Genomic DNA, 23,665 nt, shown 5'->3' with positions numbered 1-23,665 from the left:
AGGCGACGGGGACGCGGGCGGACGGGCCGGAACCCCCCGTCAGGTCGCCAGGACGGCCTGCAGGAAGTCCCGGGTTCGCTGCTCGGACGGCTCACCGAAGATCTGGTCCGGTGGCCCCTCCTCGACGATCTGGCCCTGGTCGAACATCAGGACCCGGTCGGAGATGTCCCTGGCGAACGTCATCTCGTGGGTGACGCACAGCAGCGTCAGGTCGCTCTGCCGGGCGATGTCGCGCAACAGGTCCTGGACACCGACGACGAGCTCGGGGTCCAGGGCCGAGGTGACCTCGTCCAGCAGCAGGACCTTCGGCTGCATGGCGAGCGCCCGCGCGATCGCGACGCGCTGCTGCTGGCCGCCCGACAGCCGGGACGGATGAGCGTCGATCTTGTCGGCGAGCCCCACCATGTCCAGGAGGCCGCGGGCGCGCTCGACCGCCTCGTCCTTGGACAACCCCAGCACCCGCATCGGCCCCTCGGTGAGGTTGCGCAGCACGTTCATGTTGGGGAACAGGTTGAACTGCTGGAACACCATGCCCACCTGCTTGCGCATCTCGTGCAGGTGTTTCTGGTTCGCCGGGACGCGTTTGTCGCCGCGTTTCATGTGCCACAGCGTCTCGTCGCCGATCCAGATGAGGCCCTCGTCGAGCTTCTCCAGCGTCATCAGCAACCGCAGGATGGTGGTCTTGCCCGACCCGCTCGGCCCGATGAGGGTCACCCGCTCGCCCGGCGCCACGGTGAAGTCGAGTTCGCGGAGCACCACGTTGTCGCCGAACCGCTTCACCACCTTCTCGAAGCGGATGCCGGGCGCGGCGCCGTGCGGTGGCTTCGTCGACGCCCCGCCGGACTTCGCTGTCGTCGCCCCGCCGGACTCCTCGGGCGTGGGGGATTCGGCTGTCGTGTCAGGTGGTGGCATAGCGCCTCTCCAAACGGCGGACGAGTATCGACGAGATCACGCTGACCACGACGAACAGGACGCCGACCACGGTGATGGGCTCCAGGTACTGGTAGGTCCGTCCGCCCTCCTTGTAGGCGACGAGGAGCACCTCGGAGACATTGATCACCAACAGCATCGGCGAGTCCTTGAACATCGCGATGAGGTAGTTGCCGAGCGTCGGGATCACCCGGCGGATCGCCTGCGGGAGGATCACGTCCAGCCATATCCGCGATCTCGGCAGGTTGATCGCCGTGCACGCCTCCCACTGCCCCTTCGGGACGTCGGCGATCCCGGCCCGGTACACCTCGGCGGTGTAGGTCGAGTAGTGGATGCCGAGGGTGATGATCCCGGCGGTGAGGGGACCGATGGTCAGCCCCCAGGACGGCAGGACGTAGAACACGAAGAACAGCTGCGGGATCAGCGGCGTCGACCGGATGAACTCGGTGACCCACCGGACGGTCTGGTTGAGGATCCAGAAGGGCGAGCGGCGCAGCAGCGTCCAGACCAGGCCGAGGGCCAGCGCGATCACGTAGCCGAGCAGTGTCGCGATGACGGTGGTGCGCAGCCCCTCCAGCAGGTCGGGGAGGATCTCCCAGGTGAAGTCCCAGTTCCAGTCCATCAGCCGCTCACCCCCGCTCCGGGCGCGCCGGCCGCGACCGTCGACACCGACGGTTCGCGGGACGGGCGGCGGCCGAGCATGCGGTCGACCCGCCACTCGGCGTAGCGGATGAACAGCTGCAGCACCTGGGCGATCACGAAGTACAGGACCAGGACCGCCAGGAAGGGCGCGACCGTCTCACCGGAGAAGCCCTGGATGTTCTTCGAGACCTTGGTCAGGTCGACCATGCCGATGGTGTAGACGATGGCCGTGCCCTTCATCAGCTCGATGACGAGGTTTCCGAAGGGGGGCAGCATGAGCGCGAACGCCTGGGGGAGCAGGACGCGCCGCATTCGTTGGAAGGGCGTGAAGTTCAGCGCGACCGTCGCCTCGTACTGCGCCTTGGGCACGGCGTTGATCGAGCCGCGCACCACCTCCGCGCCGTAGGCGCCGACGTTCAGGCCGAGCGCCAGCACCGCCGTCATCATCGGTGAGGTGATCTTGAGGCCGACGAGGGGCAGCGCGTAGAAGAACCAGTACAGCAGGACGAGGGTCGCCGTGCCGCGGAAGAACTCCACGTAGATCCGGTTCAGTACGCGCACCCACCGGCGGCGGCTGGTGCCCGCCAGGCCGAAGGCCAGGGCGAGCACCAGCGCCAGCGCGCAGCCGTAGACGGTGAGCTGGACGGTCACCCACGCGCCGTCCAGCCACTGTTCGTAGCTGTCCAGGACGGTGGACACGGATCAGGCCTTGCAGAACTTGGCCGCGGTGTCGTCCGGTCCGGGCATCTCCGCCTGGGTGAAGCCGAACGGCTGCAGGATCGGCAGCAGCCCGTTCTCCTGCTTCAGCTTGGCGAGTTCGGCGTTCCAGGCGTTCAGCAGCTCGCCGTCCGCCTTGCGGAACACGAACGCGCCCGCGCCGAACTGCTCCTTGCCGTCGATCACCGGGGTGAACGCCTCGGTCACCTCGAAGCCCTCGCCCCGGTGCTTGGCCAGCAGGTCGGCGAGCGAGATGCGGGTCAGCCAGATGCAGTCGACCCGCTTGGACTTCAGCCCCTCGTAGGCGCTCGGCTGGTCGGGGAAGGAGATGATGTCGCCCTTCGCCACGCCGGTCTTGGCCGCGTAGTCCGCCTCGACGGCGCCCTGCAGTACCCCGACCTTGACGCCCTTCTTGCCCGGGTCGGTGTAGGTCTTGAGGCCCTTCGGGTTGCCCTCGGGCACCATGAAGGCGCTCTTGGCGACGTACTCTGGGTTCGCGAACGCGGCCGAGGCGCAGCGCTCCGGGGTGATGAACATACCCGCGGCGATCGCGTCGAACCGCCGGGCGTTGAGGCCGCCGATCAGCCCGCCGAAGTCGACCTGGACGCCCTTGACCTCGTCGATCCCGAGCCTTTTGAAGATGGCGCGGGCCAGTTCGGGCGCCTCCCCGGTCAGTTTGCCGGACTTGTCGGTGTAGCCGTAGGGCGCCTCGTTGGCGAACCCGACCGTGATCGACCCGGCGTCCCTGGCCTTTTGCAGCGTTCCCCCGCCGGAGCGCTCCTCCTCCGGGTCCGTCGTGGAGCAGCCCGCCGCGGCCAGCGGTACCGCGGCGGACAGCAGCACGGCGGTGCGCAGGAAGTCGCGTCTCGAGGAAGTCATCATTGAACTCCTGGATGTGTGACTCCGCGCCCGCCAGGAGGGGCCTGAGCCCCCCGGCGGGCGCGGGGATTGACGTCGGGTTATCGAATTGTTGTGATCATTCAGCCGCCCACGGGAGTGAAGTCGCGGGCACCGATGAACTCCGGACGCGGTGCGGGGGCCGAGAACGGCTCGACGCAGGTGTTCTCGACGCTGTTGAACACGATGAACACGTTCGAGCGCGGGAACGGGGTGATGTTCCCGTTCGAGCCGTGCATGCAGTTGCAGTCGAACATGGTGGCCGAGCCGGCGGGCCCGGTGAACAGCTCGATCCCGTGCTTGTCGGCGAGGATCGACAGGCTGGCCGGGTCAGGCGTCCCGATCTCCTGGCCCCGCAGAGACTCCTTGTAGTGGTCGTCCGGGGTCTCCCCGACGCACGCCACGAAGGTCTTGTGCGAACCAGGCATGATCATTAGCCCGCCATTGTGCACGAAGTTCTCCGTCAGCGCGATGGATATGCTCACAGCGCGCATCCGGGGCATGCCGTCCTCCGCGTGCCAGGTCTCGAAGTCCGAGTGCCAGAAGAAATCCTTACCGGTGAATCCTGGCTTGTAGTTGACCCGGCTCTGATGGACGTAAACCTCCGAGCCGAGAAGTTGCCGGGCCCGGCCGACGACGCGGGGGTCGCGGACGAGCCCGGCGAACACCTCACTGATCTTGTGGATCTCGAAGATGGAGCGAACCTCGTCCGAACCGCGTTCGGTCACGGTGCGCTCGTCGGCGAGGATCCGCGGGTCCGAGGACAGCCGGCGCAGTTCGGCGCGGTAGTCCTCGACCTCCTCCGGGGCGAGCAGCTCGTCGACGGTGAGGAAACCGTTCGCCTCGAACCCGTGGAGGGCGGCCTCGTCGACCGGACCGTCCCCGACACCGCCGTACACCACCGGGTCCTGCCGGTACAGCAGGGCCGCCTCGGCGCCCTTGCGGGTCGGGTAGGCGTCGTCGATGGTCGGGTGGGACTCGATGATGCTCACGCGTCCTCCTCGGTCAGCAGCGGATACACCCCGTTCTCGTCGTGGACCTCCCTGCCGGTGCAGGGCGGGTTGAACACGCAGACGGTCCGCACGTCCGTGTGAGCGCGCAGCGTGTGGTGCTCGTGACCGTCCAGCAGGTACATGACGCCGGGCTCGATCTTGTGCTTCTCGCCGGTCTCGTCGTTGGTCAGCTCTCCCGAGCCCTCGATGCAGTAGACGGCCTCGACGTGGTTCGCGTACCACATCTTCGTCTCGGTGCCCGCGTACAGGATCGTCTCGTGCAGCGAGAAGCCGACGCCCTCCTTGGCGAGCACGAACCGGCGGCTGGACCAGGTCGGTGCCTGCACGTCGCGTTCGGTGCCGATGATCTCGTCAAGGGAACGAACGATCATGAATCTCCTCTTTTCGGATGTGCCCGGCCGGGCCCGTGGGAAGGGAGGGCCGGCGCGCCGGGCGGCATGGCCGGCGGGGTCAGACGCTGACCTTCTGGCGGACGGCCTCCAGCGAGTCCGCGATGATCTCCAGACCGCGGTCCAGTTCCTCCTCGGTCGTGGTGAGCGGCGGCAGCAGCTTGACCACCTCGCTCTCCGGGCCCGAGGTCTCCATCAACAGCCCGCGCCGGAACGCCTCGTTGCACACCTGCGGCGCCATGTCGGGGTCGCTCATCACCAGGCCCCACGCGAGCCCCCGGCCGCGGACGCCGTCGACGGCGCCGGCGTGCCGCAACGCGATCGACTCCAGCGCCGACTGGACCTGCTGGCCCTTGGCGACGGTCTCCTTCTCCATGCCGTCGCCGGTCCAGTAGGTCTCCAGCGCGGCGACGGCGGTGACGAACGCGGGGTTGAAGCCGCGGAAGGTGCCGTTGTGCTCGCCCGGGTCCCACACGTCCAGGTCGCGCTTCATCAGCGTGACCGCGAACGGCAGGCCGTAGCCGCTGAGGGACTTGGACAGGCAGACGATGTCGGGGACGATCCCCGCCTCCTCGAAGCTGAAGAACGGGCCGGTGCGGCCGCAGCCCATCTGCACGTCGTCGACGATGAGGAGGATGTCGTGGCGGCGGCACAGGTCCTGCAGGCCGCGCAGCCACTCGGCGGTGGCGACGTTGACGCCGCCCTCGCCCTGGACGGTCTCCACGATCACGGCGGCGGGCTTGTCGAGGCCGCTGCCGCTGTCGTCCAGCATCGTCTCGAACAGCAGGAAGTCGGGGGTCCGGCCGTCCAGGTAGTTGTCGTACGGCATCGCGACGCCGTGGCCGAGCGGCACGCCGGCCCCGGTGCGCTTCATGGAGTTCCCGGTGACCGCGAGGGCACCGAGCGTCATCCCGTGAAAGGCGTTGGTGAAGCTGACAACGGTCTCGCGGCCGGTGCACTTGCGCGCGAGTTTCAACGCGGCCTCGACCGCGTGGTTGCCCGCCGGACCGGGGAACTGAACCTTGTAGTCGAGACCCCGGGGCCGCAGAACGTACTCGCTGAATCGTTCCAGGAACTCTCGTTTGGCCGCGGTGTACATGTCGAGACTGTGAACGATGGCGTCACGGCTCAGATAGTCCAGCAGGCGCTGTTTCAGCTGAGGGTTGTTGTGCCCGTAGTTGAGAGTTCCAGCACCGGCGAAGAAATCGAGGTAGGTTTTGCCGTGCTCGTCGGTCATGTGGCTGCCACGCGCGGTGGTGAACACCGTGGGCCAACCTCGGCAGTAGCCGCGGACTTCCGATTCCATACGGTCGAAGACGTCCATTTTCTGCCTCCAGGCAGGTAGCTGTGGGCGGCGGACAGGCGGGTGGAGGGTCAGTTCCCACGGACGATCGGGCCGATCCGGTAGAGCACCTCGGGCGCGTGTCCCTTCTCGGGGAAGTGCTCGGAGCCGAAGAGCGGGCTGCGGGTGACCTCGCAGCCACGGCCACGGGCGAACGCCTCGAACATGGCGGTGGAAGCGGCGTTGTCCGGCGTGACCGTGGCCTCCATGAACCGGTGGCCACGAGGCGCGAGCCGGTCGGCGAGACGGTCGAGCATGCGGTGGGCGAGGCCGCGGCCCCGGTGGTCGGGACCGACCGCGACCTGCCACACGAAGAACGTGTCGGGTCGGGACGGGCGGACGTATCCGGTGACGAATCCACAGGGAACACCGTCCTCGCGTGCCACCACGGAAGTGTCCGCGAAATCGCGACACCAGAGCGTGTAGCTGTAAGGAGAGTTGACGTCCAGCACTCGTGAGTCGCGGGCCAGACGCCATAGCTCTGGGCCGTCGGCGAGGTTAGGCTCCTGGAGTTGCACGTCCGCGTTCGTCTCGTTCGCGCCGGGGCGTCGGGTCGGTCTTTCCAGGGGTTGCGTTGCCATGTCCAGGCAACTTAGCGAATCTCGTGCCGTGATCGCAGAGTAATGTTATCGGCGGGATGTTTAGCGACGCGCCACCCTGGGTAGGGTTAATGGCTTTGCCGAATTCGGTGCAATTCTGGGCGGGTTCACGACGGCACTTGTTCGCTATTTCCCGTGTTACGCAGGAGGTACTGCCGACCTCGGCCGCGGCCCTGCCAGGACGCTACCTGAACGCCACCTTAATGTTCCGTCGTGGCGGTGGGAGCCAATTTGTGTATCGGTTGTGTGAGGTAAGTCACTCGGATTTCATGTCAACGGGTCGGGTGCGGCGGACGTCACGTCGCATCGGACGAGGTCGTCCGCTCGTGAGTGCGCCGATGCGGGTGCGGACCACGGTGCCGACGCGTGTTCTGTGAGGTCGACTCGGCTTACCGACAAGGGGCCTGTTTACCGGCGGAACGGTAATGCATGGGTAGCTCAAAAGTAAGTTTTGCGACATTTCGGCCGCCCATTGATGGCCTGGAATGCAACACTGAAACCGGATTTCGACCCCTTTTTCGGTCAAGTCCACCCCGAGGTTGTGGTCCGTCCGCTTAGGGTGCACGGGCGGGCGGCCCGTCCTGGCCACCCGCCCGGGCGGATCCGTTCAGGGCTTCCCGGCGAATCGGTCGGTCGCCTCGATCAGACGGTGCAGGATCCCCGGTTCGCTGTAGGCGTGCCCGGCGTCGTCCACGATGTGGAAGTCCGCTTCAGGCCACGCGCGGTGCAGGTCCCACGCGGTCGCGACCGGCGTGCACACGTCGTAGCGGCCCTGGACGATGACCGCCGGAATGTGGCGGATCTTGTCCACGTCCCGGATCAGCTGCCCCTCCTCGAAGAACCCTCCGTTGACGAAGTAGTGGTTCTCGATGCGGGCGAACGCCACCGCGTAGTCGGGCTCACCGAACCCGGCGGTCAGATCCGGGTCGGGCAGGAGCGTGACCGTCGACCCCTCCCATGTCGCCCACGCCTTGGCCGCGGCGATCCGCACGTCCCGGTCCGGGGACTCCAGCCGCTCGCGGAACGCGGTCATGAGGTCGTCCCGCTCGTCCTCCGGGATCGGCTCGACGAACTTCTCCCACAGATCCGGGAAGAGCAGCGAGGCGCCCTCCTGGTAGAACCAGTACAGCTCGAACGCCCGCATGGTGAAGATGCCCCGCAGCACCAGCTCGGTCACCCGATCCGGATGCGTCTGCGCGTACGCCAGCGACAGCGCGCTGCCCCAGCTCCCGCCGAAGACCTGCCACCGGTCGATCCCCAGATGCTCGCGCAGCCTCTCCATGTCGGCGACCAGGTTCCAGGTGGTGTTCGCCTCCAGCGACACCTCGGGATCCTTCGCGTGCGGCAGGCTGCGCCCGCAGTTGCGCTGGTCGAACAGGACGATCCGGTACGCCTCCGGGTCGAACTGGCGCCGGTGCGCGGGGCTGCATCCCCCGCCGGGGCCGCCGTGCACCATCACCGCGGGCTTGCCGTCGGGAGCGCCGCACACCTCCCAATAGATCTGGTCACCGTCACCGACGTCGAGCAGCCCGGAATCGTACGGTTCGATCGGCGGGTACAGGGTGCGAAGGTCCATGGACGGCGATTCTCCCACCCGCCCGCCGGATGTGACCCACGGCACCGCCGGACGGCCCGTTCCACCCCCGACCAGGCCTCCTGCGTGCGCGAACACCCCGCGACCGTCGGGAAAGCAAACCCCAAACTGGGCAAACGCTCCGCTGGTCGGGGCTAGAGTGCCTTCAGTGAGCGAAGCGACGAGGCTCAGGGCCGGTAGCGGAGCGATCGAGATGTGCACACCCACCCCCGCGAACACGGCCGGGCGCCGCCGGGCGAGGAGACACGTGAGCGAGATGACGCGCCGTCGGGCGAGGAACGCGGGCACCACGATGAGCGGGGCCGCGGGGCTCCGCGCCGCGAGGCGGGCAGAGCAGTGAGCGAGCTGAACGGATCGGGCGGCGCCCGCGGGCTCCCGGACGCCGCGTCCCCCTGGCCCGCCCTGGGCCGCGACCCGGGCCGCGCGTCCGAGACGACGCCCGTGCCCGCCGCCCAGCAGCCGATCCAGCTGTCCAAGCCGGGCGGCGACACCGCGCGCACCGAGGTCGAGCAGCCCGAGGCCCAGCCGTGGGACATCGTCGAGCGACTCCGCCAGATGGCCGACCTCATCGGCGACGCGCTCGCCGCCGGAGAACGCAAGGTCAGCGAGGCGCAGAACGAGATCGCGGCGCAGGTCGCCGCCGTCACGGCGGAGAAGGAGTCCGCGCAGCGCGACGCGGCCGCCGCGTGGGGTGAGGTGCAGCGTGCCCGTGGGCAGGCCGAGCAGGCCGAACGCCGCGCCGTCGAGGCCCAGAACGAGAGCGCCGCGCAGGTCGCCGCCGTCACCGCGGAGAAGGAGTCCGCGCAGCGCGACGCCGCGGCCGCGTGGGGTGAGGTGCAGCGTGCCCGTGGGCAGGCCGAGCAGGCCGAACGCCGCGCCGTCGAGGCCGAGCGGCAGTTCGCCGAGGCCGACCGCCGCGCCGCCGACGTCCAGAAGGAGGCGGTCGCGCAGATCGCCGCCCTCCAGACGGAGAAGGAGAACGCGCAGCGCGACGCGGCCGCCGCGTGGAACCAGGCCCAGCAGGGACGGGTCCAGGCCGACCAGGCCCGCGCCCAGGCCGACCAGGCCCGCGCGCAACTGGAGCAGGTTCAGGCGCAGGTCGAACAGGCGGAGCGCCGCGTCGCCGAGACCGAGGCCACCGTCCGGCAGGCCATCCAGCAGCGCGACGCCATGAGCGAGGCCCGCGACGACGCGCTGCGCGCCGTCGAGGACGCCGTCGGCGGGCGCCGCTCCGCCGAGTCCGAACGCGACCGCGTCGCCGAGCAGGCCGCGGAGCTGTCCCGCGGGCTGGAGGCCGCGCACGCCGAACTGTCCGCCCTGCGCGCCAAGCTCACCGACGCCGAGATGACCGCGCAGAACCTCCAGCACGCCGTCGTCGCCGCGGGCAAGGAGGCCGACGAGTCCCGGCGCCGCGCCGAGATCGCCGAGCGCCGGGCCCAGGAGAACGAGCGCCGCGCCCAGGACGCCGACCGCCGGGCGCAGGACGCCGACCGCCGCGCCAAGGACGCCGCCGCGCGCGCCGACGCCGCCGAGGCCGAACGCCAGCAGGCCCTCGCCGCAGCCGCCCAGTCCCTGGAAGCCGCCAAGAAGGCCGAACGGGAACGCGACGGCAACGCCAAGGCCCGGGAGACCGCCGAACGCGCCCGTGAGGCCGCCGTCCAGGCCCAGGCCCGCGCCGAGTCCGAGCTGACCCTGGCCCGCGGCCGCGCCGACCAGGCGGGCCGCGAACGCGACAAGACCGTCGCCGCCATGCGGCAACTGGCCGCCGAACGCGACGCCATCGCCGAGAAGCTCGCCGAACGCGACCAGTGGGTCGACCAACTAGCCCAGGCCGTCACCGAACAGCGCGCCCAGATCGCCGAACTCTCCCAGGAACGCGACGCCGCCCGCAACGCCGCCGACCAGGCCCGCTCCCTGATCGACGAACTGACCCGCCAACTCCGCACGATCATGCCCGCTGGATCTAACGCACTGCCCTCCTCCTTCGGCCCCTGAGGGATGAGGGGCTTGCACGCAACGACACCACAACCACGCGAGAACCCCCTGGTCTAGAGAAAACCCGGCCGGGGGGTTGAGGCGCGAACGAAGCAAGAACCAGCGAGCCGCCAGGCGAGCTTGAAACCCGCCTTGCTCACCGCCCCCAGCCCGCCTCCGCAACCCTGCAGCGACCTCGGCCACTGCGATCGCGTCCGAAGGCAGGTTCGAGCTTGCGAGAACCTGATCGCGTAGCGAGCCGTTAGGCGAGTCGGAGTCGATGCCAGCGATCGCCCGCAGTTCACGACGATGGAGGCCCGCCAGGGCCGAAGGAGGAGTGCACTGCAATAAGCACAGCCTGGGCAAATGTGGTTTCGTCGTTCGTGGCTGTTATTCTGGTGGCCCGTGGACAGGCAGCTTTGTCCGCCTCGCAACGACCACGGGAGCGCCCTCTTTGCCTTCGGCAGACACTGGTAGATCACGTCCCACCAAACACCTGTTCGTCACCGGCGGTGTCGCCTCCAGCCTCGGCAAGGGGTTGACGGCTTCCAGCCTGGGACGGCTCCTCACTCTCCGTGGCCTCCGGGTCACCATGCAGAAGCTCGACCCGTATCTGAACGTCGATCCGGGGACGATGAACCCGTTCCAGCACGGGGAGGTGTTCGTCACCGACGACGGCGCCGAGACCGACCTGGACGTCGGGCACTACGAGCGGTTCCTCGACACCGAGCTGCACGGGTCCGCGAACGTCACGACCGGACAGGTGTACTCGAACGTGATCGCCAAGGAGCGGCGCGGCGAGTACCTCGGCGACACCGTCCAGGTGATCCCGCACATCACCAATGAGATCAAGGACCGCATCCGGGGGATGGCCGCCGACACCGAGGTGGACGTCGTCATCACCGAGGTCGGCGGGACGGTCGGCGACATCGAGTCGCTGCCGTTCCTGGAGTCGGTGCGGCAGATCCGGCACGAGATCGGGCGCGACAACTGCTTCTTCCTGCACGTGTCGCTGCTGCCGTACATCGGGCCGTCCGGGGAGTTGAAGACGAAGCCGACGCAGCACTCGGTCGCGGCGCTGCGTTCCATCGGCATCCAGCCCGACGCGATCGTGTGCCGGTCCGACCGGCCGATCACCGACGGGCTCAAACACAAGATCAGCCTGATGTGCGACGTGGACCGGGAGGCCGTGGTGTCCGCGGTCGACGCCGCGAGCATCTACGACATTCCGAAGGTGCTGCACGCGGAGGGCTTGGACGCCTACGTCGTGCAGCGGCTCGGTCTGCCGTTCCGCGACGTGGACTGGGGGGCGTGGAACGAGCTGCTGCGCCGCGTCCACAAGCCGGCCCGCGAGGTGACGATCGCGCTGGTCGGCAAGTACATCGACCTGCCCGACGCGTACCTGTCGGTCACCGAGGCGCTGCGGCACGGCGGGTTCGGCAACGACGCCAGGGTCCACATCCGCTGGGTGAAGAGCGACGACTGCGAGACCCCCGAGGGCGCCAGGCGGGAGCTGGACGGTGTCGACGGCGTACTCATCCCGGGCGGGTTCGGGGTCCGCGGGATCGAGGGGAAGATCGGCGCGGTGCGGTACGCCCGGGAGAGCCGACTGCCGCTGCTCGGGATCTGTCTGGGGCTGCAGTGCATGGTGATCGAGGCGGCGCGGACGCTCGGTGGGCTCGCCGGGGCCGACAGCGCCGAGTTCGATCCGACCGCCGCCGACCCGGTGGTCGCGACGATGGCCGAACAGGTCGACGTCGTCGCCGGTGAACGGGACATGGGCGGGACGATGCGGCTCGGCCTGTACCCGGCCGACCTCGCGGAGGGGTCGGTCGTCCGGGCCCTGTACGGGGAGGCGAAGGTGTCCGAGCGGCACCGGCACCGGTACGAGGTCAACAACGCCTACCGCGACCGGCTGGAGAAGGCCGGGTTGCGGTTCTCCGGTCTGTCCCCGGACGGGCGTCTCGTCGAGTACGTGGAGTTGCCGCGCGAGCAGCATCCCTTCTTCGTCGGGACGCAGGCGCACCCGGAGTTCCGGTCCCGTCCGACCCGTCCCCACCCGTTGTTCACGGGCCTCGTCTCGGCGGCCCTCGACTACGCCGCTGCCCGCGCGGGCGACGGCGCCACGGGGAACGTGACCGCGCCATGACCCCGGACGACGTGCGCGACCGGCCCGAGCGGTGGACGGTCGTGGAGCAGTCCTCGGTGTTCCAGGGCCGGGTGTTCGGCGTCCGCCGCGACGCGGTCGAGATGCCGCGCGGCGACGGCACGGAGGTCGTCGACCGGGACGTGATCGAGCATCCCGGGTCCGTCGGCGTCCTCGCCCTCGACGGCCGTGAACGGGTGCTGCTGCTGCGGCAGTACCGGCATCCGGTGGGGCGGCTGCTGTGGGAGTCGCCCGCCGGGCTGCGGGACGTGGCGGGCGAGCCGCTGCACAAGCTCGCCGAGCGGGAACTGCTGGAGGAGGCCGGATACCGGGCCGACCGCTGGGACACCCTCGTCGACGTGTTCACCTCGTCCGGCATGTCCGACGAACGCGTCCGGATCTTCCTGGCCCGCGATCTCACCGAGGTGCCCGCCGACCAGATCGACTTCGAGCGCGTCCACGAGGAGGCCGACATGCCGGTCGTGTGGGTGCCGCTGGACGAGGCGGTCCGCAAGGTGCTGGCCGGCGAGGTGCACAACGCGATCGCCTGCATCGGGATCCTCGCGGCGAACGCCGCCCGCGCCTCCGGATTCGCGGACCTGCGCCCGGTCGACGCGCCGGAGGGCTGAACCCGATGAGCGCCCCCTCCGGCCGCCGGAGGGGGCATGATGGGCACGTCCCCGGAGCCACGGCCGGAAGAGGTGCCCCGCTGTCCCCGACGCCGACCCCCCGGAGCACCACGCGGCCCCCCGCGCACGACGCCGACACCGGTTCCGCGCTCGGCTCGGCCGTGCGCACCTACCTGGGGCATCTGGCCGTCGAACGGGGACTGGCCGCCAACACGCTCAGCTCCTACCGCCGTGATCTGCGCCGTTACGTCCAGGTTCAGGACGGGTGGGGCCGCGCCGCCATCGGCGACATCACCGAGGACGACGTCCGCGCGTTCCTGGTCCGGCTGCGGGAGGGCGACGACGAGCATCCTCCGCTGTCGGCGGGGTCGGCGGCGCGCGCGCTCGTCGCCGTCCGGGGGCTGCACCGCTTCGCGTTCCGGGAGGGGCTCGCGTCCCGTGACCCGGCGTACGAGGTGAAGCCGCCGACGCCGCCGCGGCGGCTGCCCAAGGCCATTTCGCTGGACGCCGTCGAACGCCTCCTGGCCGCGGCGGCCGGGCCGCCCGGCGACCCGGGCAGCGCCCGGGGCCTGCGCGACCGGGCGCTGCTGGAACTGCTGTACGGGTCGGGCGCGCGAATCTCCGAGGCCGTCGGTCTGGACGTCGACGACCTCGACCCGCGGGAGGGGTTCGTCCGGGTGGCGGGCAAGGGCGGCAAGGGCCGGGTCGTGCCGATCGGCGACTACGCCCGCGAGGCCGTGGACGCCTACCTGGTGCGCGCCCGTCCCGAACTCGCCGCGGCGGGGCGGGGCGGCCCGGCGCTGTTCCTGAACGCCCGCGGTGGTCGGCTGTCGCGTCAGGGCGCGTGGATGGTGCTGCGCGCCGCCGCCGACCGGGCGCAGCTGTCGGAGGTGTCGCCGCACACGCTGCGGCACTCGTTCGCCACGCACCTGCTGGACGGGGGCGCCGACGTCCGCGTCGTCCAGGAGTTGCTCGGGCACGCCTCCGTGACCACCACGCAGGTCTACACGCTGGTGACCGTGCAGATGTTGCGGGAGGTTTATGCCACCTCGCACCCTCGTGCCCGGACTTGACGAATCCATACGATCGGCGCGCGTCGGCTTGAGCCTCGGCAGGGACGGCCCTAGAGTCCCCGTTCTGGACGGCATTTCCGCGCCACCCGGGAGGGATCTGGTGACCAGCACTGACGGTGCGGACGGAGTCCTGTCCTCCGCCACCATCGAGACCGATCCGAGCCGCGCCCTCGGCCCCACCCAGCGACCCGTCCCGGTCTTTCCGGAGCCGGAGCCGCTGGACGAGCACGGACCCGCGCGCATCGTGGCCGTCTGCAACCAGAAGGGCGGCGTCGGCAAGACCACCACGACGATCAACCTGGGCGCCGCGCTCGCCGAGTACGGCCGCCGCGTCCTGCTCGTCGACTTCGACCCGCAGGGCGCCCTGTCGGTCGGCCTCGGCAAGGGGGATCCGCGTCAGCTCGACGTCACGATCCACAACCTGCTGCTCGAGCGCGACACCGAGTGGGAGGACGTCGTCATCGAGTCCGGTGTCGACGGGATGGACCTGCTGCCGAGCAACATCGACCTGTCGGGCGCCGAGGTGCAGCTCGTCCACGAGGTCGGCCGCGAGTACATCCTTCAGGGGGCCCTGAAGTCGGCCGTCGCGCACTACGACTACATCCTCATCGACTGCCAGCCGTCCCTCGGCCTGCTCACCGTCAACGCACTGGCCGCCAGCGAGGGCGTGCTGATCCCGCTGGAGTGCGAGTACTTCGCGATGCGCGGTGTCGCGCTGCTGATGGAGACGATCGAGAAGGTGCAGGGCCGCATCAACCCGGGCCTGGCGATCGACGGCGTCCTCGGCACCATGTACGACTCGCGGACCCTGCACACCCGCGAGGTCCTCGGACGCATCGTCGAGGCGTTCGGCGACAAGGTCTTCCACACCGTCATCAACCGCACCGTGCGGTTCCCGGACGCGACCGTCGCCGGGGAGCCGATCACGTTCTTCGACCCGAACTCGATGGGCGCGAACGCCTACCGCTCCCTCGCCCGCGAGGTGCTCGTCAGATGGGCCGAGGCCGGATAGCCGTCGCACCACCCTCCCGGACGAACCGGACACCCCCATGACCCAACCCCCGGGACCCCCGCAGGGTCCTCCGCCCGGACCGCACCATGGCGTGGCCAAGGGCGCGTTTCCGCCACCGCCACCGCCACCGGGGACCGGAGGCGGGCGCGTGGTCGTCGTCGTCGCCGTCGTCGCGCCGCTCGTCCTCGTCCTGGTGGGCCTCGCCATCATCCTGGTGGTCAACGCCTCCCGCGGCGACGACTCGGACGGCGGCCCGGCGGTGCTGCGGGAACCGTTGACGTTCTACCAGGTCGCGGAGGTCGCCACCGCGCCGTGCGCGGCCGGGACCGTGCCCGAGGTCGACGGGCCCACCTGCTACCGCCTCGGCGACAGGCGCATGACCATCGGCCGGGTCCAGTCCATCCGCGCCACCTACAACGGGGCGAGCGGGCAGACCGACTGGTCCGTCGAACTCACGCTCACCAAGGCCGACGCGACCGCGTTCGGACGGCTCACCGGGGAGGCCGCCGCGCAGCCCGAGGGCTCACCCGGTCGGCAGATCGCCATCGTCGTCGGCGGCAGGGTCATCTCCGCGCCGTCCGTCGAGGCGCCCATCCCCGGCGGCACCGTGATGATCTCCGGAGGGTTCGACCGGGCGAAGGCGGAGACGTTCGTCAAGCGCATGACGGGAAATCCCTGACCGCGCGGACCACCCGTACCGCCATGTTCACGCCCGGCCCCCGGCGGCCCCATGCATGGCCCGAGCACGCGCCACGCATGGGACGATGGGGCCGGTGAGCACAGTGCGGGAGACGCCCTCCGCTACCGTGAGCGACGTGGACGAGACGCCGCCCGAGCCGGGTCAGGGAGCCGAGGAGGAGCAGCAGGGCTTCCACGTCCACCTGGACAACTTCGAGGGCCCGTTCGACCTGCTCCTCGGGCTGATCTCCAAGCACAAGCTCGACATCACCGAGGTGTCCCTGCACAAGGTCACCGACGACTTCATCGCGCACATCCACGCCCACGGCAAGGACTGGGACCTCGACCAGGCCAGCCACTTCCTCCTCGTCGCCGCGACCCTCCTGGACCTGAAGGCCGCCCGGCTGCTGCCGTCCGGCGAGGTCGACGACGAGGAGGATCTGGCGCTGCTGGAGGCCCGCGACCTGCTGTTCGCGCGACTGCTGCAGTACCGCGCCTACAAGGAGGTCGCGCGGATGATGGCCGCGCGGATCGCCGACGCGAACCGCCGGTTCCCGCGCCTGGTGCCGATGGAGCCGCGGTTCGCCAACGTGCTCCCGGAGGTGCTGCTCGGCCTCGGCCCGGACGAGTTCGCCCGGCTCGCCGCGAAGGCGCTCACCCCCAAAGAGCCGCCCTCGGTGTCGGTCGAGCACATCTACCAGCCGAAGGCCAGCGTCAAGGAACAGGCCGCGATCGTCGTGGAGAAGCTCCGTCGGCTCCGCCGGACGACGTTCCGCGTCATCGCGTCCGACGCCGACGGCCTCTACGAGGTCGTCGCGCGGTTCCTGGCGGTGCTGGAGCTGTACCGCGACCGGAACGTCACGTTCGAGCAGGACGAGCCGCTCGGCGAGCTGCACATCACATGGACCGGCGCCGACGAGGGCGACGTGGAGGTCGGCGACGACTACGAGGGCGCCCCCACCAAGGGCCCGGGCGGCGAGAAGGACGAGAAGGACGAGAAGAACGAGGAAAGCGATGACTGACGGACCCGGCGTGGACGCGCCGGAGCTTCCGGGGCTGCGCGCGTCGATCGAGGCGATCCTGCTGGTGGTGGACGAGCCCGTCACCGAGATGACCCTCGCGCAGCTGCTGGAACGCCCCCGCGGCGAGATCGCGGAGATTCTGCGCGAGTTGGCCGCGGAATACACCGCCCAGGGCCGCGGGTTCGATCTCAGGGAGGTCGCCGGAGGCTGGCGGTTCTACACCAGGGACGTGTGCGCCCCGGTCGTGGAGCGGTTCGTCACCGACGGGCAGCAGGCGCGGCTCACCCAGGCCGCGTTGGAGACGCTCGCCGTCGTCGCCTACCGGCAGCCGGTGAGCCGGGCCCGGGTGTCGGCGATCCGCGGCGTCAACAGCGACGGGGTCATGCGCACGCTGATGCTGCGCGGCCTGATCGAGGACGTCGGTCAGGACCCCGAATCGCAGGCGCACCTCTACCGCACCACCGGGTACTTTCTGGAACGGCTCGGGCTTCGTGACCTGGACGAGCTGCCCGAGCTGGCCCCCTACCTGCCCGACGACCTGCCAGAAGACATAGTTGAGGACACGTGAGCGACAGAGAGGGCGTGCGGCTGCAGAAGGTTCTGGCCGAGGCCGGGATCGGCAGCCGCCGCCACTGCGAGGAACTGATCGGCGAGGGCCGCGTCACCGTCAACGGGAAGAAGGTGTTCCGGTTCGGTGAGCGCGTCGACCCGCAGCGCGCCATCATCCATGTGGACGGCAAACGGGTCGAGACCCGCGCCGAGATGCGCTATTACGCGATCAACAAGCCGCGCGGCGTGGTGTCCACGATGTCGGACGAGCGGGGCCGCAAGTCCCTCGCCGACTACGTGGAGGTGCCCGAGCGGCTGTTCCACGTCGGGCGGCTCGACACCGACACCGAGGGCCTGATCCTGCTGACCAACGACGGGGAACTGTCGCACCGGCTCACACATCCGTCCTACGGGGTCACCAAGACGTATCTGGCGGAGATCCACGGCCCGATCCCGCGTGATCTCGGCAAGCGGCTCAGGGCGGGCGTGACCCTGGACGACGGGCCCGCCAAGGCCGACCGTTTCCGGGTCTTCGACCAGGTGGGCAAGCGCGTCCTGGTCGAGATCGCGCTGCACGAGGGACGCAAGCACATCGTCCGGCGGCTGCTGAAGGAGGTGGGGTTCCCCGTCCAGCAGCTGGCCCGCACCGAGTTCGGGCCGATCAAGCTGGGCTCGCTGCGCCCCGGCACGATGCGGGCGTTGACCGTGCAGGAGATCGGGGAACTGTACAAGGCCGTCGGGCTGTAGCGCGGCGCACGAGGCGAACAGGGACGAGGAGGACGACGGCTGTGGCGGTACGCGCGGTCCGTGGGGCGACGCAGATCGACGCCGACGACCGGGACCAGATCCTGGAGGCGACGACGGAGCTCGTCGCGGAGGTGATGGCCCGCAACGGGCTGAGCACCGACGACGTGATCAGCGTCATCTTCACGGTGACACCGGACCTGACGGCGGAGTTCCCGGCGCTCGCCGCCCGCAAGCTCGGCTTCCACGAGGTGCCGCTGCTGTGCGCGACGGAGATCGGCGTCCCCGGCTCCCTGCCCCGCGTGATCCGGCTGATGGCGCACATCGACACCGACCGTCCCCGCTCGGACGTCCAGCACGTCTACCTGAGGGGCGCGACGGCGCTCCGCCTGGACATCGCGCAGTAACGCCCGAGCGTAGCGAGGCGTTGGTGGGGCGCAATGGCGCCCGAGCGTAGCGAGGCGTTGGTGGGGCGCAATGGCGCCCGAGCGTAGCGAGGCATGGACAGGGGCACAGTAGGGTTTTGGCCGTGACTGAGGACGTGGAGGTGCGGCGTGTCGTCGTGGTCGGGACGGGCCTGATCGGGACGTCGATCGCCCTGGCGATGCGGGAGCGCGGCGCCGATGTGCTGTTGACCGACCGGGACGCGGCCGCGCTGCGGCTGGCGGTCGAGCTCGGCGCCGGTGAGCCGCTGCCGGACGCGGCGCGCGCGGAGCCCGCCGACCTGGCGGTGCTGGCGGTGCCGCCCGCGGCGGTGGCGGTGACGCTGTTGGACGCGCAGAAACGCGGCCTGGCCACGGCCTACACCGATGTGGCGAGCGTGAAGGCGCTGCCGCTCAAGCAGGCGGCGGAGCTGGGGTGTGACCTGTCGACGTTCGTGGCGGGGCATCCGCTGGCGGGCAGTGAACGGTCCGGGCCGGGCGCGGCCCGCGCCGACCTGTTCCTCGGGCGCCCGTGGGCGTTGTGCGCGACTCCAGAGGCTTCGCCGGAGACGGTCGCGGCCGTCCGGGCCCTTGCGGAGGCGTGCGGCGCGATGCCCGTCGAGGTCGAGGCCGCCGAGCACGACCGGGCGGTGGCGCTGGTGTCGCACGGCCCGCACGTGGTGTCGGCCGCGGTCGCGGCACGGCTCACCGGCGCCGACGACGTGGCGCTCGGTCTGTCCGGTCAGGGCGTCCGGGACGTCACCCGGATCGCGGCCAGCGACCCGCGGCTGTGGATCGGCATCCTGTCGGCGAACTCCGCGCCCGTCGCGGAGGTGCTGGAGGCCGTCGCGACCGATCTGGCGGTGGCGGCGTCGCTGCTGCGCGACGGCAGCGACGAGGCCGCCGCGCATGTGGCGGACCTGCTGTTGCGCGGGAACGCGGGCCGGTCCCGCATTCCGGGCAAGCACGGCGGTGACCAGTCCGCGTACGCGATCGTCCAGGTCGTGATCCCGGACCGTCCCGGCGAGCTCGCGATGGTCTTCCAGGCGGCGGGGGTCGCGGGGGTCAACATCGAGGACGTGACGATCGAGCACTCGCCGGGCCGTCCCGTGGGTGTGCTGGAGATCGCGGTGGTGCCGGAGGAGGCGGAGCGGCTCGCGGCGGAGTTGCGGGGCCGCGGCTGGTCCGTCCCGTCCCCGGCCGGAGGCGCCGGGCCGTGACGGTACCGCGAGGCCGGTAGCCTGATCTGACGAACTAGAGAGGGATTCGATCGTGTCGCTCGTCATCGCCATGGACGGACCCTCCGGGTCGGGCAAATCCAGCGCGTCCAAGGGGGTCGCCCGCGCGCTCGGCCTCCGCTACCTGGACACCGGCGCCATGTACCGCGCCGTGACGTGGTGGATGCTGGAGCACGGGGTTCCGGTGGACGACGCGGGCGCCGTCGCGGCCCGCGCGGCGGAGCCCGTCATCGTGTCCGGCACCGACCCGGACGCGCCGACGATCACGGTGGACGGCGCGGACGTGTCCGGCCCGATCCGCACCCGCCCGGTGACGAACGCGGTCAGCGCGGTCAGTTCCGTCCCGGCGGTCCGCGCCCGGATGGTCGAACTCCAGCGCGAGATCATCGGCGCCGGGGGGATCGTGGTGGAGGGACGCGACATCGGCACGGTCGTCGCGCCGGACGCGCCCGTCAAGGTGTACCTGACCGCCAGCGAGGAGACGCGGGCCCTGCGCCGGGCGAAGGACCTCGCGGCCGATCCGGGCGCGACGGTGACCGTCACGCGGGCGGAGCAGGCGCGGCGGGACCGGCTCGACTCGACCAGGGCGGCGTCGCCGTTGACCAGGGCGGGCGACGCGCATGAGATCGACTCGACGGACCTGAGTCTCGCCGAGGTCATCGAGGCGGTCGTCCGCCTCGCCAAAGAGCATGAGTGAAACGGGCGGCCCGGGCGGCCCCCGCGGGGATGTCACAGTGAGCGAATACGAGATCGAGACCGTCGACGTCGTCGAGGACGTCGCCGCCGACGAGGGCCCGGCGCCGGTCGTGGCGGTGGTGGGGCGGCCGAACGTCGGCAAGTCCACCCTGGTCAACCGGATTCTGGGCCGCCGCGAGGCGGTCGTGGAGGACGTTCCGGGCGTGACCCGCGACCGGGTCGCCTATGACGCGGCGTGGAGCGGCCGCCGCTTCACCGTCGTCGACACCGGCGGGTGGCTGCCGGACTCGGTGGGCCTCGCCGCGGCGATCGCCGAGCAGGCCCGGCTGGCGGTCGACCTGGCCGACGTCGTGATGTTCGTGGTGGACGCCACCGTCGGCGCCACCGACGTGGACGAGGCCGTGGTGGAGATCCTGCGCCGGTCCGGGAAGCCGGTGGTGCTGGTCGCCAACAAGGTCGACAACGTCGCCGTCGAGTCGGACGCGGCGCTGCTGTGGTCGCTCGGCATCGGCGAGCCGCACCCGGTCAGCGCCCTGCACGGGCGCGGCAGCGGCGACCTGCTCGACGCCGTCCTCGCCGCGCTGCCCGAGGAGGCGCCGCCGGAGGGGTTCGACGTGGAGACGGGTGGGCCGCGCCGGATCGCGCTGCTCGGCCGTCCGAACGTCGGCAAGTCGAGCCTGCTGAACAAGGTGGCGGGGGAGACCCGCGCGGTCGTGGACTCGGTGGCGGGCACGACCCGTGACCCGGTCGACGAGCTGATCGATCTCGGCGGCCGGACGTGGCGGTTCATCGACACGGCCGGGATCAGGCGGCGGCATCGCGAGAACCAGGGCGCCGACTTCTACGCGACGCTGCGGACCCGGTCGGCGCTGGAGCGCGCCGAGGTCGCGGTGGTGCTGGTGGACGCGTCGGAGCAGCTCGCCGAGCAGGACCTGCGGATCGTGTCCATGGTGATCGAGTCGGGCCGTGCGCTGGTCATCGCCTACAACAAGTGGGATCTGCTGGACGAGGAACGCCGCCTCTACCTGGAGCGCGAGATCGACCGGCAGTTGCACCACGCGCGGTGGGCGCCGCGCGTGAACGTCTCCGCCAAGACCGGACGGCACATGGAACGGCTGGTCCCCGCGATCGAGACGGCCCTGGACGGTTGGAACACCCGCGTCCCGACGTCCAAGCTGAACCAGTTCTTCGCCGACCTGGTCAGCTCGCACCCCCACCCGGTGCGGGGCGGGAAGCAGCCGCGGGTGCTGTTCGCGACGCAGGCGGGGGTGCGGCCACCGCGGTTCGTGCTGTTCACCTCCGGGTTCCTGGAGGAGGGGTACCGCCGGTTCATCGAACGGCGGCTGCGGGAGGAGTTCGGTTTCCCCGGGACGCCGCTCGACATCGCCATGAAGATCCGCGAGAAGCGGTTCAAGGCCAAGAAGTAGTGCCGGGGCCCTCAGCCGTCGAAGCGCGTCTCTCCGGCGATGCGCCGGTCACCGTGCGAGGGTTCCTTCGCGGGCGGTACGTTCTCCCGCGCGTAGCGTCCGTAGACGAGTGGCCGGGTGGTGTTCGACTCGGCCGGTCCGTGCCCGTCCATGGTCATCTTCTCCCGGGCGCCGATCACGGCGAAGCGGCCGAGCGCGAGCCCGGCGAGGAACGCGATGGCGACACCGAGGCCGGTGAACCCGGCGACGTGTTCGGCGACGCGTTGCGTTTCGCCGGATCCGAGCGGGGCGCCGATGCCGGGCACGTCCCAGAGTGTGGCGATGGACGAGCCGACCGCGAACCAGGCGCCGCCGAGCGCGGCCAGCCAGGCGCCGAACACGGCGAACACGCGGTTGGCGGCGGCGAGCAGGATCAGCCCGCCGAGCACCACGGCCACCGCGGGCGCGATGGTGAGTTGCAGCCGGTCGGTGTCGTACACCCAGGGGTCGTCGGGGGCGAAGCCGAAGTCGAAGTAGGGGCCGACGAAGGGCAGCAGGCCGCCCCAGAGACCGAGCAACACCAGAAGCGTTCCGCTGAGGCCGCCGCGGGAGCGTGGTGCGCGCATGGTCCCAGTCATGATCATTCCTCCTGACCGGGCGTTTGGTTTTCGGTTGTTTTCGGTTTCAACGACCCCTACCCGGACGAGACCACTCCACACGGTGGTGGTGAGAGGAGCGAACCCGTATGGGAGCCGACAGCGCGGTGACCGGCGTGGACGTCGTCCACACGCAGGAAAAGCCGCCGGAACGATGGGAGGCCGCCGTCTTCCTCGCCGGGCCGACGCCCCGGTCGTCCGAGGTCGCGTCGTGGCGCCCGGCGGCGGTCGCCGCCCTGCGTGAGCGCTGGGATCCGGCCAACGGGCTGCTCGTCGTGTTCGTCCCGGAGCACCGGCACGGCGTCCACGACGACTACACGGGTCAGATCGAGTGGGAGGAACGCTGCCTGAACCTCGCCGACGAGGTGATCTTCTATGTGCCGCGTGACCTGACGACGATGCCCGCGTTCACGACGAACGTGGAGTGGGGGATGTGGCACGACAGCGGCCGGGTCGTCTTCGGCGCGCCGCCGGACGCCCCGAAGAACCGCTATCTGCTGCACTACGCCGACAAGTCCGGTGTGCCGACGGCGACCGACCTCCCGGCGACGGTGGCGGCGGCGCTCGACCGGATCGGTTCGGGCGCGTCCCGGGCGGGCGGGGAACGGGAGATCCCGCTGCTGCTGTGGCGCGACAGGGCGCTGCGGCACTGGTACGCGGGCCAGCGGGCGGAGGGGAACACGCTGCTCGGGGCGCGGGTGGTGTTCCGGTTCGGCACGCACTGGGGGCTGCACGTCCGGATGCACGTGGCGTCCGAGAACCGGGTGAAGGACAACGAGATCGTGTTCGGACGGCCGGACATCTCCGTCGCCGTGCTGTACCGGCCCGCCGAGACCCTCGACGAGACGGAGATCGTCCTGGTACGGGAGTTCCGGAGCCCGTGCCCGAACGGGTTCGTCCACGAACTTCCGGGCGGTTCGGGCACCGGGGAACCGGCGGAGGTCGCGCTGGCGGAGATCGCGGAGGAGACCGGGCTCGAGGTGGAGTCGGCGCGGTTGCGCGCGCACGGGCCACGGCAGGTGAACCCCACGATGTCCATGCACCGGGCGCATCTGTTCTCCGCACAGATCACCGCCGAGGAGGTGGCGCGGCTGCGCGCGTCCGGGCCGCACGGCGTGGCCGCCGACAGCGAGCGCACCTACGTCGAGGTGGTCACATTCGGGCGGATCATGCGGGAACGTCTCGTGGACTGGGCCTGCCTCGGCATGATCACCGAAGCCCTGCATCCGCCGCGCTGACCGCATCTGCGACCGCATTCCGGTCTCTCGGCGGGCATCAGCTGTCTCGTACGCGTTCC

The 23,665-nt window shown here is 70.4% G+C and carries 24 protein-coding genes; 14 read left to right on the top strand and 10 right to left on the bottom strand.

Going from position 1 to position 23,665, the window contains the following annotated elements; translation table 11 throughout:
• Nucleotides 1-39: 39 nt before the first annotated feature.
• The 9 genes from ehuA to pip all read right to left on the bottom strand — a co-directional run bounded on the left by ehuA (nt 40) and on the right by pip (nt 8,105).
• Nucleotides 40-912, bottom strand: coding sequence for an ectoine/hydroxyectoine ABC transporter ATP-binding protein EhuA (ehuA, locus tag BZB76_RS14270; protein ID WP_121434859.1), 873 nt, complete (start codon nt 910-912; stop codon nt 40-42).
• Nucleotides 899-1,552, bottom strand: coding sequence for an ectoine/hydroxyectoine ABC transporter permease subunit EhuD (gene ehuD, locus BZB76_RS14265; RefSeq protein WP_211343013.1), 654 nt, complete (start codon nt 1,550-1,552; stop codon nt 899-901). The genes ehuA and ehuD overlap by 14 nt, the downstream gene beginning before the upstream one ends.
• A complete protein-coding gene (ehuC, locus tag BZB76_RS14260; RefSeq protein WP_121434858.1) occupies nt 1,552-2,271 on the bottom strand; it encodes an ectoine/hydroxyectoine ABC transporter permease subunit EhuC in 720 nt (239 codons plus the stop codon). Before ehuC ends, ehuD begins: the two co-directional genes overlap by 1 nt.
• Nucleotides 2,272-2,274: 3 nt before the next feature.
• Nucleotides 2,275-3,168, bottom strand: coding sequence for an ectoine/hydroxyectoine ABC transporter substrate-binding protein EhuB (gene ehuB / locus BZB76_RS14255; RefSeq protein WP_121435475.1), 894 nt, complete (start codon nt 3,166-3,168; stop codon nt 2,275-2,277).
• A gap of 101 nt (nt 3,169-3,269) precedes the next feature.
• Entirely contained in the window at nt 3,270-4,178 is a 909-nt protein-coding gene (gene thpD, locus BZB76_RS14250) for an ectoine hydroxylase (protein ID WP_121434857.1), read from the bottom strand.
• Nucleotides 4,175-4,570 (bottom strand): ectoine synthase, encoded by a 396-nt coding sequence (locus BZB76_RS14245; protein ID WP_121434856.1) that lies wholly within the window; start codon nt 4,568-4,570, stop codon nt 4,175-4,177. Before BZB76_RS14245 ends, thpD begins: the two co-directional genes overlap by 4 nt.
• A 79-nt stretch (nt 4,571-4,649) precedes the next feature.
• Nucleotides 4,650-5,912 (bottom strand): diaminobutyrate--2-oxoglutarate transaminase, encoded by a 1,263-nt coding sequence (ectB, locus tag BZB76_RS14240; protein WP_121434855.1) that lies wholly within the window; start codon nt 5,910-5,912, stop codon nt 4,650-4,652.
• Between the two features lie 50 nt (nt 5,913-5,962).
• Entirely contained in the window at nt 5,963-6,511 is a 549-nt protein-coding gene (ectA, locus tag BZB76_RS14235) for a diaminobutyrate acetyltransferase (RefSeq protein ID WP_121434854.1), read from the bottom strand.
• 625 nt (nt 6,512-7,136) lie between these two features.
• Complete coding sequence (gene pip / locus BZB76_RS14230) at nt 7,137-8,105, bottom strand: prolyl aminopeptidase (RefSeq protein ID WP_121434853.1); 969 nt, start codon at nt 8,103-8,105, stop codon at nt 7,137-7,139.
• Between the two features lie 354 nt (nt 8,106-8,459).
• On the opposite strand from pip, the gene BZB76_RS34775 reads away from it, so the two are divergent.
• The 13 genes from BZB76_RS34775 to der all read left to right on the top strand — a co-directional run bounded on the left by BZB76_RS34775 (nt 8,460) and on the right by der (nt 21,733).
• Entirely contained in the window at nt 8,460-10,118 is a 1,659-nt protein-coding gene (locus BZB76_RS34775; protein WP_170180635.1) for a coiled-coil domain-containing protein, read from the top strand.
• Nucleotides 10,119-10,551: 433 nt separating this feature from the next.
• Nucleotides 10,552-12,246 carry a CTP synthase gene (locus BZB76_RS14215; protein ID WP_121434851.1) on the top strand — a complete coding sequence of 565 codons (1,695 nt, stop codon included), beginning with the start codon at nt 10,552-10,554 and terminating at the stop codon, nt 12,244-12,246.
• Nucleotides 12,243-12,872 carry an NUDIX domain-containing protein gene (locus BZB76_RS14210; RefSeq protein ID WP_121434850.1) on the top strand — a complete coding sequence of 210 codons (630 nt, stop codon included), beginning with the start codon at nt 12,243-12,245 and terminating at the stop codon, nt 12,870-12,872. Before BZB76_RS14215 ends, BZB76_RS14210 begins: the two co-directional genes overlap by 4 nt.
• Before the next feature lie 5 nt (nt 12,873-12,877).
• On the top strand, nt 12,878-13,945 hold the full coding sequence (locus BZB76_RS14205; protein ID WP_121434849.1) for a site-specific tyrosine recombinase XerD: 1,068 nt from the start codon (nt 12,878-12,880) through the stop codon (nt 13,943-13,945).
• A gap of 145 nt (nt 13,946-14,090) precedes the next feature.
• Nucleotides 14,091-14,957 (top strand): ParA family protein, encoded by an 867-nt coding sequence (locus tag BZB76_RS14200; protein ID WP_121435474.1) that lies wholly within the window; start codon nt 14,091-14,093, stop codon nt 14,955-14,957.
• A gap of 148 nt (nt 14,958-15,105) precedes the next feature.
• On the top strand, nt 15,106-15,636 hold the full coding sequence (locus tag BZB76_RS14195) for a SecDF P1 head subdomain-containing protein (protein WP_121434848.1): 531 nt from the start codon (nt 15,106-15,108) through the stop codon (nt 15,634-15,636).
• Nucleotides 15,637-15,772: 136 nt separating this feature from the next.
• Complete coding sequence (locus BZB76_RS14190) at nt 15,773-16,657, top strand: segregation and condensation protein A (protein ID WP_246007018.1); 885 nt, start codon at nt 15,773-15,775, stop codon at nt 16,655-16,657.
• A complete protein-coding gene (scpB, locus tag BZB76_RS14185; protein WP_121434846.1) occupies nt 16,650-17,225 on the top strand; it encodes an SMC-Scp complex subunit ScpB in 576 nt (191 codons plus the stop codon). The genes BZB76_RS14190 and scpB overlap by 8 nt, the downstream gene beginning before the upstream one ends.
• Complete coding sequence (locus tag BZB76_RS14180) at nt 17,222-17,953, top strand: pseudouridine synthase (protein ID WP_121434845.1); 732 nt, start codon at nt 17,222-17,224, stop codon at nt 17,951-17,953. Before scpB ends, BZB76_RS14180 begins: the two co-directional genes overlap by 4 nt.
• Nucleotides 17,954-17,994: 41 nt before the next feature.
• Nucleotides 17,995-18,357 (top strand): chorismate mutase, encoded by a 363-nt coding sequence (gene aroH, locus BZB76_RS14175; RefSeq protein WP_121434844.1) that lies wholly within the window; start codon nt 17,995-17,997, stop codon nt 18,355-18,357.
• Nucleotides 18,358-18,473: 116 nt separating this feature from the next.
• Entirely contained in the window at nt 18,474-19,592 is a 1,119-nt protein-coding gene (locus tag BZB76_RS14170; RefSeq protein ID WP_420534778.1) for a prephenate dehydrogenase, read from the top strand.
• Between the two features lie 52 nt (nt 19,593-19,644).
• Entirely contained in the window at nt 19,645-20,307 is a 663-nt protein-coding gene (gene cmk / locus BZB76_RS14165; protein WP_246006944.1) for a (d)CMP kinase, read from the top strand.
• Nucleotides 20,308-20,344: 37 nt separating this feature from the next.
• The gene (der, locus tag BZB76_RS14160; RefSeq protein WP_121434843.1) at nt 20,345-21,733 is read left to right on the top strand and encodes a ribosome biogenesis GTPase Der; all 1,389 of its coding nucleotides are present in this window, start codon (nt 20,345-20,347) and stop codon (nt 21,731-21,733) included.
• A gap of 11 nt (nt 21,734-21,744) precedes the next feature.
• Here der and BZB76_RS14155 read toward each other — a convergent pair whose 3' ends face one another.
• Nucleotides 21,745-22,350: a hypothetical protein gene (locus BZB76_RS14155; RefSeq protein ID WP_147449434.1), complete on the bottom strand. Its 606-nt coding sequence runs from the start codon at nt 22,348-22,350 to the stop codon at nt 21,745-21,747.
• A gap of 107 nt (nt 22,351-22,457) precedes the next feature.
• Between BZB76_RS14155 and BZB76_RS14150 the strand changes: the two genes are divergently transcribed.
• Entirely contained in the window at nt 22,458-23,606 is a 1,149-nt protein-coding gene (locus tag BZB76_RS14150; RefSeq protein ID WP_121434841.1) for a nucleoside 2-deoxyribosyltransferase domain-containing protein, read from the top strand.
• The last annotated feature ends 59 nt before the right edge of the window (nt 23,607-23,665 follow it).

It is taken from the genome of Actinomadura pelletieri DSM 43383, from assembly GCF_003634705.1.
GTDB classification, from domain to species: Bacteria; Actinomycetota; Actinomycetes; order Streptosporangiales; family Streptosporangiaceae; genus Spirillospora; species Spirillospora pelletieri.
Note: the sequence above shows the minus strand (reverse complement) of the source record. Positions and strands in the feature narration are given on the sequence as shown.